This is a genomic window from Paenibacillus sp. LPE1-1-1.1, from assembly GCF_040676435.1.
Lineage (GTDB): Bacteria > Bacillota > Bacilli > Paenibacillales > Paenibacillaceae > Pristimantibacillus.
In genome coordinates this window covers 341439-356747 of sequence record NZ_JBEGHY010000045.1, presented here as the reverse complement: position 1 = coordinate 356747, position 15309 = coordinate 341439, and the positions used below count along the sequence as shown (strand labels likewise).

Below are 15309 nucleotides of genomic sequence, written 5' to 3'. Positions count from 1 at the left end.
ATTCCTATTATATATTTAGACAGCTCGCGGATATAGCGGTCTGTTTAAACCGTTCCGTCAAAATTAGCCTTTAAGCGACCCAACCATAATTCCTTTGACAAAGAACCGTTGAAGAAAGGGATAGACCATTAAAATAGGCAGCGCCGTGAACATAATGATCGCAGCTTTAACCATTTCAGGAGCCTGTTCGTTCGTAGGAACTGGCAGCATCGGGTCTCCTTCAGCCGAAATGACGAGCCGTCTCAAGAAGAGCTGAAGCACAATCTTTGATTGGTCCTGCATGTATAACATGGAATCAAACCAGGCATTCCAGTGGCCGACGGCAGTCCAAAGCGCAAGCGTCGCCAATACCGGTTTCGAGAGGGGGATAATGATCGTGAATAGGATTCGCATATCATTGGCGCCATCGATCTTCGCTGAATCCTCCAATTCCTCGGGTATGCCCATAAAGAAGTTGCGGAGAAGCAGAAGATTAAACGTACTGAGAAGCCCAGGGATAACATACACCCATAACGAATTAATGAGTCCCAGTCCTTTGATCAGCAGATAGGTAGGAATAAGACCGCCGCCAAAAAACATCGTTACGACAATGAACATCGTATAAAATCCGCGGTGCGGCAAATATTTGCGAGATAACGGATAGGCGCCCAGCGACAGGAAAACGAGTGTCAGTCCCGTTCCCACAACCGTGCGGAAAACGGTATTCCCCATCGTTTGCCACACCGTTTCCGTCGTCAAGACGCGCTTCCAAGCAAAGAAAGAAACCTCTTTCGGAAAGAAATGAACGCCTGGCCGCAAAGCTTCCGCAGGTGTGCTAAACGAGATGGAGAGCACGTGCATAAAGGGATAAATCATCGTAACGCTAAGCGCGATTACAAATAAAATGAGAAAGACTTGAAATAATTTTTCTCCAGCGGATATTTTCAATTTTTGCCGCTCCTTTCTTGCATAGGTTAATAGAGACCTTCCTGCCCCATTTTTTTCGTTATTACGTTTGCAAACAAAACCAGCATGAGGCCGACAACATTTTTGAATAATCCTACGGCCGTCGTCAGACTGAACTGGAAGTTTTGCAAACCGATCCGGTACACATACGTATCGAGCGTGTCCGCTACTCCATATACGGCAGGCGAATAGAGCGTTAAGATTTGATCAAATCCGGCATCCAGCACACCGCCCACCCGCAAGATGAGCAGGATTGCAATGACCGGAAGAATAGAAGGAAGCGTAATGTATAATGTTTGCTTCCAGCGATTCGCTCCATCCAGGACTGCCGCTTCGTACATCTGGGAATCGATACTCGTCAAAGCAGCCAAATAAATAATCGTCCCCCATCCTATTTCCTTCCATATTCCTGACATAACGAGAGTAAACCGGAAATACTTTTCGCCGCCCAGAAAGTAAATCGAATCCATGCCGAACGATTGAATAATATAGTTGACGACACCCGAATTTGGGGATAAAAGAGTGATCATAATGCCCCCGATTACGATCCAGGATAGGAAATGGGGCAAATACGATATCGTCTGCGCAATTTTCTTAAATAGTGAGAATCTGAGCTCATTAAATAAAAGAGCCAATATAATCGGTGCCGGGAACCCGAATAATATATGGTAAAAGCTGATAATGATCGTGTTTCTCATGATTTTCCAAAAGTCGGGCGAAGCCGTAAACAAATATTCGAAATGCTTGAAGCCTACCCATGGGCTGCCCCAGATCCCATCACGGATAAAATAATCTTTGAAAGCTAGTTGAATGCCATACATCGGGCCATATGCAAATACGGCATACCAGACCAGCACGGGAGCTAACAACAAAAATAAATATTTATTTTTCTTATATTGCCGCCAAGTGAGTGTCCACCCCGAGACTTTAGGTTCAAGGCTTTCTCCCTGTTTGTGAATGCCAGCAGCGCTTGCCGGGTTCATAGTTGTTTTCTCCTTCCGAATACGATTTTGCGTTGAGACTTGGTCTGAACACCCCTTACATTAGGTCATTGTAAGCGCTTTTTCTATTGCAATTTCATTAAAATCACTAAAGATTCATCGCATAGCCGCTATGATTTTATAGGCAAAAGAAAAAGCAATCGCATGGGCGATTGCTTTTTTCCAGATCATGGGCAGGCTAAGCGTTTGTTTCCGCAACGTTCCGGTACTGGACGGGCGTGACGCCGTAACGCGTTTTGAATTTGTTGTGAAAATATTGCGGATTGCGGTAGCCAACGAGCCCCGATATTTCCGCAACGGAAATCCTCTTATCTTCTCTTAACAAAGCAGCAGCCTTCTCAAGCCGCACTCGGGTCACATATTCAGTAAATGATTCGTTCATGACGGATCCAAACAAAGTGGAAATATAAGATGGCGCCAATGAGGCGATTTCGGAAAGTTTATGAAGCGATAAATCCTCATGGATATTGTCATCGATAAACATTTTTAATTTAAGAATGATTTCCGTATGGGCATGATTGCCGATTTCTTGAACATGAGCCGTAATTCGAGCGGACAGGGCCCGTATGGATTCAAGCGTGTCTGCCAGCGTCTCCTTCTTCAACTCATCAAACAAGCTTGAAGGCGGAACGATTTGTTGTAGATCAAGCTCAATAACGGACTCATACAAAACCGTAACCAATTGGAGAAGCCCAAGCTCGACCGTTTCCAATTGGATATCGCCATTCTCCGTAGCCTTTCGAAAATCATCTAAAAAGCGATTCATGGCAACTTCATTCCCCGCCTTTATCGCATTTTTATAAATCTCAAAGGATAATAACTGCGGCTTCAATGGCGTTGATGGGATATGGGAATGCAATACAACGGCTTCTGAACCATAGAAAAACCGATAGCGATACGCATGAAGGGCGCTTTGATAAGAGAAAGGTATGTCTTCAGGAGCTTGAACGAGCGAACCGATGGCAGCGCCAAAGCGTAATGGTTCGGCTGCGATATTTTTTATGCGGTTCAGTTGGGTCAGCAATGTTTGCTCCAGCTCTTCCTTAGCGGAGTTCTGCTCACAGAAGTAAATAACTGCCGCTTCCTGAGCATTTAATCGAACGAATTTATAATAGCTATATATAGCATGCTGTTCAAAATAAGCCTTGAAGACTTCGCCATCACCTTCCAAAATACGAATATAGCTTATCAAGTAATGGCATTGCAGCGGCAAATAATCGTTATACTCCGAACCAATCCCTGCGCCTAAAACGAGGTTTTTTAATTCATTCACTTTAGCTTTGGATTCTAACGTTTCTATTTTTTGCCCTAACGTCGTTATTGCGCTTCCAATAATTGCATACTCATTTTGCGAAGAATAGGCAGTTCCCGGATGATAGAAGCCGCGAATGCTGGATAGAAGTGCCTTCATTGGAACATATACGCGTCTGGAAATCACATAAGAAATAAGCAAGCCTATTAGCAATACGAGAAGGCAGCTGCCGAATATTTGGCCCTTCAGCTGCTCCGACGAGGATACGAAGGTGTTCATCGGCCGTATTAATACATATTTCCAATGAGTATCCGCTGCCTGTTCTTCCATGTAGGACAACACGTATTTCTCGCGTTTATTATAATGAAGATCCTTATCTTCCCGATCTGACTCCATCCACTGCTTCGCAATCGAAAGACCCTTTTCGTCATTCAGGCCTGTATGGATAATAGAGCTGCCCTCATCGTTAAAGGCGTACAGCTTTTCCATCGGCGAGCTCATCGTGCTGGAAACCAATTGATTGATATATTCCAAGCTAACGTCAATATACATAGCCCCTTCCGACATGTTCGACATGGTACCGTATGGAAGGGCAATTGCATAAGTCAATACTTCTTCTCCGTCAGGTAACGTTCTATACGTCCAACGGTTTAATGCGGATCGAAGCGAGTCTTTCAAGAACGCGGCATCCGGTGAATTGTCCTGCTTCGAGTAAAATTGGCTGTTATCTACGATATAATTACCTTTCTCGAAGAACGCGGATATTTTGTAAACGCCTTCATTTGCAACCTTGAAAATTTCAAGGTCTTTGCGAAAAGCCAATATCCCGCTCGTATTGCCTTCCCAATGGCTGTCCAGCAAATAATTCAGCATGGATTGGCTCTCTAATGATAAGGTGGATACCGTACGGTTCCGGATACTGTTCTCGTATTTTTGCAGCACCGTATTTTTAACAAAATCGCTCGATGTCACTAAGCGTTGCTTGCTGTCCCTAGCGATCTCATCAATCATTAAGCGATTAGCTTGGACATATAGGTAGCTTCCTACAAGACCGATCAAGACAACGGCCAGTAAGGTGAATGAAATAATCAGATGGGTAAATAAAGTGCCCCCTCTTCTTTGACTCCCCACTTTCATCACATGACCCCCTCTAATTCTTAAAGATCTCTATATAACTTTCTTTAATGAAAGCATTTATTACTAAAGATACTAAAACGCGCCGACTTACGCTATTACAAAATCTTCATGTGAATAAATTCATAACTTTATGTATTTAGAAACACGCAATAAAATAGAAAAAAACAGCAAGTCTGGACAAGAGGTCCCTACTTCCTATTTTTTTATAAACGGCCCTTCGGTGGCTTAATCGCTACAACGCCGACCTCACAATACGGCGATAATAAATAAATAACGGTAAGAAGAGCGAAGACACCCGTTTTCCGGTCAGGCAGCAGCCATAGCAGCGAACTGAAGCCAAGTATATCTCCGGCATTTTATTCAACTAAAATCCTCTCCTTGCTTTCATTAAATTTGGGTTAACCAAGTCAGAATGAACGGGCAGTTCCAGCATCCTTATTGTATGGAAACCATAAAGCACTGTCGTTCGATTCAGATGATAAGCAGGAGGGGAATAGTTACAATTTTGTCATGTTCGGTTTACTTTCAGCTAGCGCTTATACGGTACTAAACGACAAAAAAACGGCATTTCTGCCGTTTCTTTAGGTTGGATCTATCGAATTATTAACCCTTATCGCGATACAGGTCTCTAATAAATCTTTCGTCCCTGCTCGTCGGCGATTCCTCTTTTACGGTAAAAGTACGTATTGACGCAACATAACCCTCTCCCCCATATTCGTTCTGGTCTTTGATGGCTGATTTACTTTATACCTAACCGATCTTCTGATTCCATTCCGCAATTCGTGGATTGTACCGACAATTTCGAATCAAGTCAATGTACAATTTGAAACTGATTGCCATTATTTAATATCGACGCTAAGAAAACAAGGAGTACGCCTCTAGGCATCGAAGTGTAGGAGGACGGATTAACTCTCGTAGAAAGGAATAGTAACCATGAGGATTACGATTCAAAATGTAATCGATCGACTGCGCTCTTCCGTCCAACCGATTGAGAACACGGTCGATGGTTTGGAGCCGGGCAATCCCGGAACCGAAGTACTTGGGATTGCGACGACGCATATGGCATCCCAGCAGGTCATCGAACAGGCTTTGTCCTTGGGCGTGAATTTACTTATCTCCCATGAGAGCGCCTACTACAGCCATCGGATGTCGAACGGGCTCTTGAACGAAGATCCGATATTTCAAAACAAGGAAAAACTTATTCAGCAATCCGGCCTCGCTATCTATCGTCATCATGATTATTGCCATAGGATGGAGCCCGATACCATCATGGCCGGTTTGCTTCATAACCTGAAGTGGGAATCTTGCGTGGAGGAAATGATGCCTGCGGCAGCAGTGCTTCGTATACCTGAAATGCGTGCCATAGAAATTGCGGAATACGCCAAAACACAGCTTTCTATCCCTTATGTACGGATCGCTGGCGATCGGCACATGACATGCAGCCGCATCGGAATTCTAGTGGGCTACAGAGGGGGAGGCGTCAACGCCATTCCACTATTCCGCGAGAAGAAGCTCGACTTGATTATCGCGGGCGAGGGACCTGAATGGGAAACACCCGAATATGTGGGGGACTCTACGTATCAGGGCTTGCCGAAATCGCTGCTTGTACTGGGACATGCCGAGAGCGAAGAGTCCGGCATGCGTTATTTGGCAGAACGGCTGCAGGAATCGTATCCTGGTCTTCCGGTACACTTTATACCGGTTCATCCCGTATTTCAGGTGGTTTGAGTCCGAACCGGGACACTCGTGAAAATTTTATAATCCAAAGGAGCGAAAGCAAATGAAGTCAGGCATGATGAATGCGGCAATTATGGACAAACCTTTATCTATAGCGGTTAAGCAGGTGAACATCCCCATTCCGGGGGATAACGAAGCATTGGTTAAAGTTCACTGCATCGGCGTGTGCGGTTCCGATATTCATTACTACGAGCATGGCCAAATCGGACGGTATGTCGTGAAGGAGCCGATTGTGCTTGGCCACGAGGTGGCCGGCGAGATCGTGGAGGTCGGTAAAGCGGTCACGCATTTAGCACCGGGCGACCGGGTCGCCGTGGAGCCTGGCGTGACATGCGGGCGCTGCGAGTATTGCAAATCCGGTCGCTACAATCTGTGCCCCGATGTTATCTTTCTAGCGACTCCACCCGTGAACGGGGCTTGGGCGGAATATATCGTTATGCCGAGCGACTACCTGTTCAAGCTGCCAGATTCGATGAGCTTTGAGGCAGGGGCGCTGCTCGAGCCGCTATCGGTCGGATTCCATGCGATGCAGCGCGGTGAAGCCAAACCTTTCGATCGCCTACTGATAACGGGACTGGGTCCGATCGGCCTGCTAGCCGGACAGGCGGCGAAGCTGTTCGGTATAACCGAAATCTATGGAACGGATACGGTAGCTTATAGGCGGGAGCTTGCGCTTGAGATGGGCTTCAAGGCGGTATTCGATCCATCCACGGATCAGGTAGCCGAGAGACTGGATGAGTTGACCGGAGGTGCCGGCATCACGCTCGTCGTAGAATCGTCGGGCAATGCCAGAGCGATGGCTGATACGGTGAAGCTGGTCAAGCGTGGCGGACGGATTGTATTTGTCGGGCTCCCGGCTTCCGACGAGGTGCCCATGGATATGGCCAGCCTAATCGATGGCGAAATCAACGCCTATGGCGTATTCCGGTATGCAAACACTTATCCGGCAGCTATCCAGGCCTTGCAGCATTCTTCCGTAGACATCGAGTCCATCATCACGCACCGGTACGGACTGACGGATATCAAAGAAGCGGTAGAGACGGCGCGTACACGGAAAGATACCAGCATTAAAGTTATGATTTATCCCAATCTTCCTGCAGAGTAATATAGGAGCTCGCTGGCTGCTACCTTTCTCCATTCCGGGCACAACAAATCAAGCAGAGTCACCATGTGACTCTGCTTGATTTTATATGCTCATAGAATTGATACTGCTCTTCTGTTTTAAGTTAAGTCAGATTTTTGCAATAACTGTTGTACAATCTTAGCAACTTCGGCTCTTGTAATATAAGCTTTCGGAGCAAGCACTGCTGCGCTTCTTCCTGAGACGATTTCTGCTTGAATGCTGTCAGCGATTGCATTCTTCGCCCAGCTTGACGCATCTGCAGCATCTTTGTAAAGGCGCAATACAACATCAGCTGTTTGGTTCTCAAGATTTGCATTCAGGCCGGTGATCGTCATTGCTTTGGCAATGATAACCATAGCCTGTTCTCTCGTAATCTTGTCTTGCGGACGGAAGGTGCCATCTTCGAAGCCATTGATCAGCTGGTATGACTGTGCCGTCACTATGGCGCTGCTGTACCAATCCTTAGCTTTCACATCCGAGAATGGCGTTGTACCGTTCTCCTGCTTCAAGCCTAATCCCCGTACGACAATTGCCGCGAACTCGGCACGCGTAATATCTGCGCTCGGATTAAACCGGTCATTCCCGATACCGGTGATGACCATCCGCGAACCCAAATCGTTTACAGCATCCTTCGCCCAATGCTGAGCGACATCCGAGAACTCTACCGGATGATAGATAACAGCGTATGTGCTGTTCGTTAAACTGTTCACCTTAGCATAAAGCTTGCCATCAATTGTGACGATTTTTGTCGGCACATGGCGTACCGTTCCATCCTGTTCGACCACAACGACTGTTGTAAGCTTGTTTGGATCGACGCCGTCCGGAATCGCAATCATTCGCTCTACATAAGCGTTGAACTTCGAAATTTCGATGATCTTGTCACCGTATCGGGCTGTAACCGTGAAGTTAATTGGCGGCGCAACCAATGTAAATTCTCCATTGATTTCCTTATTCTCAACTAGTTCTGCCATTGCCGCATCCGGTACGGCGATTTCGATCTGGATCGTCATGTCCTTCAAAGCGACCGATGCGCCGAACTGCTTAGAAATTGCGCTGCTATCGATTTGCTGTGCAGGAACGGTATACGTTGCCCGATTCGTTTGTATTTCCAGTACCGCTTTCTTCGCTTCCATCTCTTTGACCATTTGCGCATTCAACTGCAGGGCTACGATATCGGACTCGCTATTATCCGGAATGGTGATACTTGCTTGTTCTCCATCCGCTGCAAGCCATTGACCCAACTTGCTCTGGTCAATTGCAATCGTGGTCACCGATTGGCCATTCCTTTCGGATTTCACAGCCGTACCCGCACTTTCGGCTTTGCCGTTGATAAGAATATCGACGACTGTATTGCCGGTAACAGGCGGAGCAGCCGGTGGACCGTCGCCGCCGTTATTCGCAGAGGTAACCGTGAATTCCATTTCGGCTTTCTTTTCCGAACCGCCGGCAGTGACCGTTAATGTAAGCGTGCCGGTTCCGGCAGAAACTCCCTTGATGACAACCGCAGCTTTGTTGCTGTCGCCAACGATGCTTATCTTTCCGCTAGATGTCCACTGATAAATCGGGCTTGTTGCATGGGATGGATTAATCGTCGAGCCTGCCGTTAATGTTTCCCCCACCTTAACCCCTGTCGCCTCACTTGTGATACTAACGGATTGTACAGGAGTTACATTTGGTCCCGGATCAACAGCTGTGAACTTCCAATAATCCATATTAAATAAGTTACGAGCACCCGCTCCTTTAAACATAAAGAAGACATTGTGAATCCCTTTGACATGATCTACGTTTGTTTTCAGCAGCTGCCATACTTGCTCTCCGCCTGCAGGAGCGATGTCAAGAGTGCCAATCACTTCGCCAATCGGACTATCCAGGCGAATTTCGATTGTGCCTCCTGCTGCAGCCGCAATATTGGCTTCGAATGATGCCGCTCCCTTTTCTCCGAAGTCAGCGTTTGCTACGGCAAACCAGTCTCCATTATCAATGTCCGTGACATGAAGATTAACGCTTTCTACCAGACTGCCAGGCGCGCCTGATTTCTCGGTCAGAATGCCGGCATTCCAAGCAATCGTTTCAGACTCGGTTCTCTTATATGGATCAAGTTCCGCAATCTGCGAAATACCTTCCATATCACCTTTGATATCCTTGATTAATCCATTTTCGTAGAACTCAACCTTATTAATATGAGGAGAACGGTATCCCTTTCCGTCACCTAGAAGCGCTTTGCTGACGGTTTGGGCATGGTATACCGCATACCACTCGTTTTTAAATTCAAAAATCGCATGATGGTTATTGCCGCCTACGCCAAAGAATTCATAAGGATTTTTCAGAATAGGCGAGACATAAGTGAAAGGTCCCATCGGGTTATCGCTCACCATGTAAGCAATTTCACCTGGAGGAGGTGTCCCTTCCGGATGCGTACCGGCGAAATTCGAACAATATGAGTAATAATATTTACCGTTATACTTGTGAATACCCGAGTCTTCAAACAAGAAAGGAGCATCGATTAAAGCCGCTTCCCCAACAGTAGAGACCATATCATCGCCTAATGCCATGACTCTGCCCGTTCTAGGATTTGCAACTTGCGCTTGCGTCGGATTGTTACCGCCAGGAATTCCTCCGCCGAAATACAGATAACCTTTACCATCATCGTCAACCAATACGGCCGGGTCAAAAAGCCATACAACGCCAGGAACGCCAGGAGTATTGCCCGTAATCAGTGCTTTTCCTAGCGGATCTGTCCACGGACCGATCGGACTATCCGCTGTGAGTACCCCAATACCTCCTGCACCATTTGCAAAATAAAGGAAGAATTTATCCTTGCCGTCTATTTGCTTATGTGCGGCTGCCGGTGCCCAAGAGAACGTTGCCCATTTGGCAATACCAGAAGGTCCCGCCACCGGAATGGCACCGTGATCTGTCCAGTTGACCATATCATCAGAAGAAATGACGAAAACTCGATTCAGATTGCTGAACGTATTGTCTTTCACGTTTCCGTTGCTGTCATATTCGTAATCATCGCTTGACATATAAATATAAACCCTTCCGTTATAAGCCAAGGCATAGGGGTCCGCCCCTAATTTATGGTCCATAAGCGGATTGGAATACCCTGGGATTTTGGCAATGGCGCCTGTATCCAGCTTCTTTAATCCTACGTTTGCCACTGCTTCATGGACATTGTAGCCAATATTCCCGCCCTCGACCTGAATGTAATCGGTCTGGATGGCAGCCGTTTGATCCGTCGGAACGAAGCCTTCAACCTTCAGCTTAATTGTCGCAAACAAATCGGAAGCTTGATGTGTGAAATTCACATTTTCTCCAGAAACCTTTACCTGCAGCCGATTATCGGCATAAGTAAATGAAGGGTCCCCCACGATATTTTCAGATTTGAATTCCACTCCAGTTACAGATAGATACTTCGGAATGTGAAAGGAAGCCGAAAGCGATGCGTATTGTCCTGACGGCAGCGCATCCATTTTCACAGGCACTTCCAGCTCCATGTTTTGGACACCGATAACATCGGTAACATCCCCTAATTCCGCATTTAAGATGGTTGCAGACGCATTTGATCCCGTCATCTTATCGTCGACCCTGAAATAATCAAAATCGACGGATCCGCCTGTCGTTTTAGTTGCATAATTGAACAATGCAAAACGATAGCCCATAAAATGCGGCAGTGTATAATGCATTTGCAGCGTGTTTCCTATCGCTGTCCAGTCAGCTCCATTAAGGCTGTAATAGAAATACGCCTTATCGGTCTGATTTTTATAATCCATTTCAATTTTAAAATATACCTTTTCCTCAGTGACTGGAATGCTAGCCGCTTCCACTGCCGTTCCGGAGCTGCCGTCTACCATAACAATGGATTTCGAAGTTCCGGACATTTTAACGCCGACATAGCCATATTCTTTTTGCAATGCAGCAAGTCCGGCATAATCGCCATTTTTCATTTGGCTTACATCCACTGCAATGCTCCCAGAGCTTTCGGGTTCAAATGTTCTTTGGGTAAGCGTATTTCTGGCATCAAGAAGATTAGTGCTCTTTCTGCCGGTCGTTAGCCTTAAATAACCCGGGCGCTCCGTAAGCGACCAATTCCTGTTGTCCGGGTTATGGTTCCACTGCCACACTAATGCAAGATTAGAACCATTGTAATCGTATTCGCCGATATTCGCTTTGTCCAGCCCGCCGGCCGGCGTAACATCTTCAAGTGAAACATCATCGACATAGAAATTCATTAAATCTAACGTCGGATCTTGTTGCGGTGTCCAAACGGTCTCCATAAAAATAATCGGAGCATGAAGCTCGGCATCATCCGGAATCGTATACGTTCCTTCAATGGTACCCCATTCCCCTTTGTTTACCGTAACCGATCCAAGAACCTTGATTGTCGTCCAGTCGCCATCCTGGATATCGAAGTTAAATTGCTTGGCCGCAGGAAGCGCGCCGTCTCCGTCATATTTCACTTTGGCGGAAAACTTATACACTCCGCCGGCTTTCACTTTTCCGGCAATCGATTGCTGCGGCCCCCCGCCTGTAGATTGTCGGTTGCTGATGAACAAGCTGCTTGAGCCGCTGTACGCTTCGTCCGCCGTTACCGCAACCGCTGCATTCTCATGTCCCGTCCAAGGCTCCCGGCCATTCTCGAATCCGCCGTTTACAAGCAGGTTTGAATCCGGCGTCACGTCTCTAAGCGATACATCATCGACATAGAAATCCATTAAATCTAACGTCGGATCTTGTTGCGGTGTCCAAACCGTCTCAATAAAAATAAGCGGTTCATTAAGCACTGCATCTTCCGGAATGGTATAGGTTCCTTGAATGGTACCCCATTCCCCTTTGTTTACCGTTGCCGAACCAAGCACTTTAATCGTCGTCCAATCGCCATCTTGGATAGCAAAGTTAAATTGCTTGGTTGCAGGCAGCGCGCTGTTACCGTCATATTTCACTCTGGCGGAAAATTCATATACCCCGCCGGCTTTCACTTTTCCAGTAATCACATGCTGCGGGCCTGCACCAGTCGCCTGTCTATTGCTGACAAGCATACTGCTAGAGCCGCTATAAGCATCGTATGTTGATGCTGTAACCGTTGCATTTTCATGGCCCGTCCAAGGCTCTTGGCCGGCTTCAAATCCGCCGTTTACAAGAAGTTCATTTCCTTCGCTTACCGCAGCGAATGATTGTGCTGCTGGAGCTGCCGCGGTTTGTATTTCAGAAAATGATGGATTAGAAACGTTATTCGCTGTTTCCCCGAATACCGAATGTGAAGCTCCTACTCTCTCTGTTCTCTGATAAAATTCATCGGAATCGACAACGAGGTTCTTCGATGTCACGCCATTAACAGGAATAGGCATACTTTGCGGAACCTTGCCGTCAACCCCGAATATCGGCCACCCGTCTTCCCATGTAACGGGAATTAGGTAGGGGATACGTCCAACGGATCCGCGGTCTCCAAATAACATTCCGTACCATTTCCCATCAACCGTATCCACAATTCCACCCTGCGCGATACCCGCATCCCTCAAGGCAACTTGTCCTGTGTATGTGCCGTCTATAGCGTCCGCGCGATGTACGATTTGAGTACGCATACCGTCCTTCGGCCATGTGATGTTGAATACATAATAGCTGCCGTTAATTTTTTGAATATGTGTGCCTTCAGCATTCAGGCCAACGTTAGGTCCTGCAACCAGGCTTGCATTAGGAATGATGATTTGATCAAGCCCGCCCGGTTTGATCGCCGTTGCATCCGAGGTGAGCTCAATGGCTTTAATATCGCCGCCGCCATAAACCATATACACACGTCCGTCATCATCGAACAGCAATGACATGTCATGGTAAACACCATCAAACGTTGAATGAGTCCATGGGCCTTTTTCTATATCTTCCGTTTGGTAAATATAAGTTTTGCCGGTATCATAGGAAGGAAACGCCACATAAAATTTCCCGTTATGATACCGAAGGCTGCTGGCCCACGAGCCTTGGCCATAATTGTTTTTCCCGTTCCTGAGCGCTTGTTCGTCATTGTCTGCAAGGATATCGTAAACATAATTGACGATTTCCCAATTCACGAGATCATATGATTTCATGATCGGCACGCCGGGATTCATGTGCATGGTCGTGCTCGACATATAGTACGCGTCACCCACCCTAATGACATCGAGGTCAGGTACATCCGACCATATAAAGGGGTTCTCGAACATGCTCTCGCCTTGCTGCGCATATACAGATGTGCTAGGTACAAGGTTCAGAAATAATGTAAGCGCTAATAAAAATGCAAACGACTTTTTAAACATTGATTTGTAACTCCTCCTCTTAATTGTAAATAATTCCATAAAAAATCTATTTCTGAGCTCATTTTATAGTAGTTAATACGTATAAACCATGTAATTTCTTGTTTGAAAAGTTTCATTTGATACGAAATTTCGACTTAGGTTTCCTCTAAAACCAACTAGACTGTAAGCGGATACAAATTGTGTGTAAAAAAACATCAGTGCCGCAATAGTTGGGCACTGATGTACAATAAACATTAACCGATCCTCATTTATTCGTACCTTTGTTTCATTACCCTGGCATAACGGAAATAATCAAACTCGGCATACCCGCCTATTTGCTTGGTTGCATAATTAAACAACCCGATCCGATATCCCATAAAATGATCTAACGTATATTTCATCTCTAACGGGCGGCCGATTTGAATCCATTTGACTCCATCCGCAGCGTAATAGAAATTTGCTGTATCAATGCTATTCGCAAAATTAAAATCAATCTTTAAAGAAATCTGACTAGCCTCGTATCGAATATTCTCGACCTCATCTTCACTGCCATCGCCACGATTAATACACATCGCAACGAGCCTGTCGCCGTTCTCCGCAACTTTAACGCCAACGGTGCCGAAGTGATTCTGTAGAGCGACCAAGCCGGCATGATCGCCCGGCTTCATATGGGAAATGTCCATCAACGTCATCCCGCTGCAGGCGGGTCCTTCCGTCCGCTGCGTTAATGTATTGCGCGCGTGTACTACGCTGTCGGTCAAATTGCCCGTTTCCAATCGCAGAAAACTTGGCCGCTCTGTCACCGACCAAAGTCGGTTGTCCGGGTTATGATTCCACTGCCAGTTCAGAGCCAGCTTGTTTGCTGTGTATTCAAACTCGTCGCTAATCACCAGCGGTTTAGGAGACGTGGCGGGCAATGGGATTTCAAATTCCTTTGGCGCCTTCCCCTCCACCCCGATGATAGGCCATTCATCTACCCAAGAAACAGGCAGCACGCAGGGAATTCTGCCGACGGCATCGTGATCTTGAAACAGCACGGCATACCACTTGCCTCCCGGCGTTTCAACGATGCCGCCTTGCGCAACACCTTTGTTCTGATAGCCCATGTCGTCATCTAAAATCAATTTGCTTTCATAAGGGCCAAGAAGCGCTTCCGAGCGATAACAAATTTGTCTGCGACGCTGGTTTCCGGTCTTTGGCCACTCGATGAAGAACAGATAATAGCGGCCGTCTATCTTATACGCGTGGCATCCTTCGCATCGCAGTCCAATGCCGTCCCGTTCCGTTTCAAACAACAGCCGATTGACTCCGCCCGGCTTTACAGCCGTCGCATCGTCCGTTAGCTCCGTAATGTAGATATCTCCGTTACCATAGATCACGTAGACGCGGCCTTCGTCAAACAATAAGCCCGGATCGTGAAAGAGCCCTTCAAATGTGGAGCGTTCCCATGGACCGTTCTCGATATCATTCGTCCGGTATATATAAAAACGGTTCATATCATTGCTTGAAAAGCACACATAGAACAACCCGTTATGATAACGCAAGCTTGCGGCCCAAGACCCTTGTCCATAAATGCCTTTCCCATCCAACAAGTTGTGAGCATCGTTATCCTCGAATGTATCGTACACATAATTCACGATCTCCCAATTCATCAGGTTCTCCGACTTCATGATCGGGCATCCGGGCATCGTATGCATGCTCGTGCTGACCATATAATAAAAATCCCCTACTCTTATGACATCTACGTCCGGAACATCAGACCAGATAACCGGATTGGTTATTACCGCATGGCTCATCCCTATCACTCCTTATTAACAATTTATAATACTAGTTGCCTTAGCTTACGTT

Annotated in this window: 7 protein-coding genes; 2 read left to right on the top strand and 5 right to left on the bottom strand. The window is 46.6% G+C overall.

Annotation, left to right across the window (positions count from 1 at the left end; all coding sequences use genetic code 11):
- Window positions 1–63 precede the first annotated feature (63 nt).
- From MRBLPE1_RS30440 to MRBLPE1_RS30430, 3 genes are all read right to left on the bottom strand, one after another.
- Window positions 64–927, bottom strand: coding sequence for a carbohydrate ABC transporter permease (locus MRBLPE1_RS30440; protein WP_364153442.1), 864 nt, complete (start codon window positions 925–927; stop codon window positions 64–66).
- Window positions 928–953: 26 nt separating this feature from the next.
- A complete protein-coding gene (locus tag MRBLPE1_RS30435) occupies window positions 954–1928 on the bottom strand; it encodes an ABC transporter permease (protein ID WP_364153439.1) in 975 nt (324 codons plus the stop codon).
- A gap of 196 nt (window positions 1929–2124) precedes the next feature.
- A complete protein-coding gene (locus MRBLPE1_RS30430; RefSeq protein ID WP_364153435.1) occupies window positions 2125–4335 on the bottom strand; it encodes a helix-turn-helix domain-containing protein in 2211 nt (736 codons plus the stop codon).
- 933 nt (window positions 4336–5268) lie between these two features.
- Here MRBLPE1_RS30430 and MRBLPE1_RS30425 point away from each other — a divergent pair.
- Together MRBLPE1_RS30425 and MRBLPE1_RS30420 are read left to right on the top strand one after the other, a co-directional pair.
- Window positions 5269–6063 (top strand): Nif3-like dinuclear metal center hexameric protein, encoded by a 795-nt coding sequence (locus tag MRBLPE1_RS30425; RefSeq protein WP_364153433.1) that lies wholly within the window; start codon window positions 5269–5271, stop codon window positions 6061–6063.
- A gap of 52 nt (window positions 6064–6115) precedes the next feature.
- Window positions 6116–7177 (top strand): NAD(P)-dependent alcohol dehydrogenase, encoded by a 1062-nt coding sequence (locus MRBLPE1_RS30420; RefSeq protein ID WP_364153431.1) that lies wholly within the window; start codon window positions 6116–6118, stop codon window positions 7175–7177.
- 116 nt (window positions 7178–7293) lie between these two features.
- On the opposite strand, the gene MRBLPE1_RS30415 is transcribed toward MRBLPE1_RS30420, so the two are convergent.
- Both MRBLPE1_RS30415 and MRBLPE1_RS30410 read right to left on the bottom strand, forming a co-directional pair.
- Window positions 7294–13482 (bottom strand): family 43 glycosylhydrolase, encoded by a 6189-nt coding sequence (locus MRBLPE1_RS30415; protein WP_364153429.1) that lies wholly within the window; start codon window positions 13480–13482, stop codon window positions 7294–7296.
- Between the two features lie 248 nt (window positions 13483–13730).
- A complete protein-coding gene (locus MRBLPE1_RS30410; protein WP_364153427.1) occupies window positions 13731–15257 on the bottom strand; it encodes a glycoside hydrolase 43 family protein in 1527 nt (508 codons plus the stop codon).
- Between the last annotated feature and the right edge of the window lie 52 nt (window positions 15258–15309).

Excerpts from the sequence above, each read along its gene's own strand:
- MRBLPE1_RS30435 (WP_364153439.1), bottom strand. The coding sequence starts at position 1,928 with ATGAACCCGGCAAGCGCTGCTGGCATTCACAAACAGGGAGAAAGCCTT.
- MRBLPE1_RS30430 (WP_364153435.1), bottom strand. The coding sequence starts at position 4,335 with ATGAAAGTGGGGAGTCAAAGAAGAGGGGGCACTTTATTTACCCATCTG.
- MRBLPE1_RS30425 (WP_364153433.1), top strand. The coding sequence starts at position 5,269 with ATGAGGATTACGATTCAAAATGTAATCGATCGACTGCGCTCTTCCGTC.
- MRBLPE1_RS30420 (WP_364153431.1), top strand. The coding sequence starts at position 6,116 with ATGAAGTCAGGCATGATGAATGCGGCAATTATGGACAAACCTTTATCT.
- MRBLPE1_RS30415 (WP_364153429.1), bottom strand. The coding sequence starts at position 13,482 with ATGTTTAAAAAGTCGTTTGCATTTTTATTAGCGCTTACATTATTTCTG.
- MRBLPE1_RS30410 (WP_364153427.1), bottom strand. The coding sequence starts at position 15,257 with ATGAGCCATGCGGTAATAACCAATCCGGTTATCTGGTCTGATGTTCCG.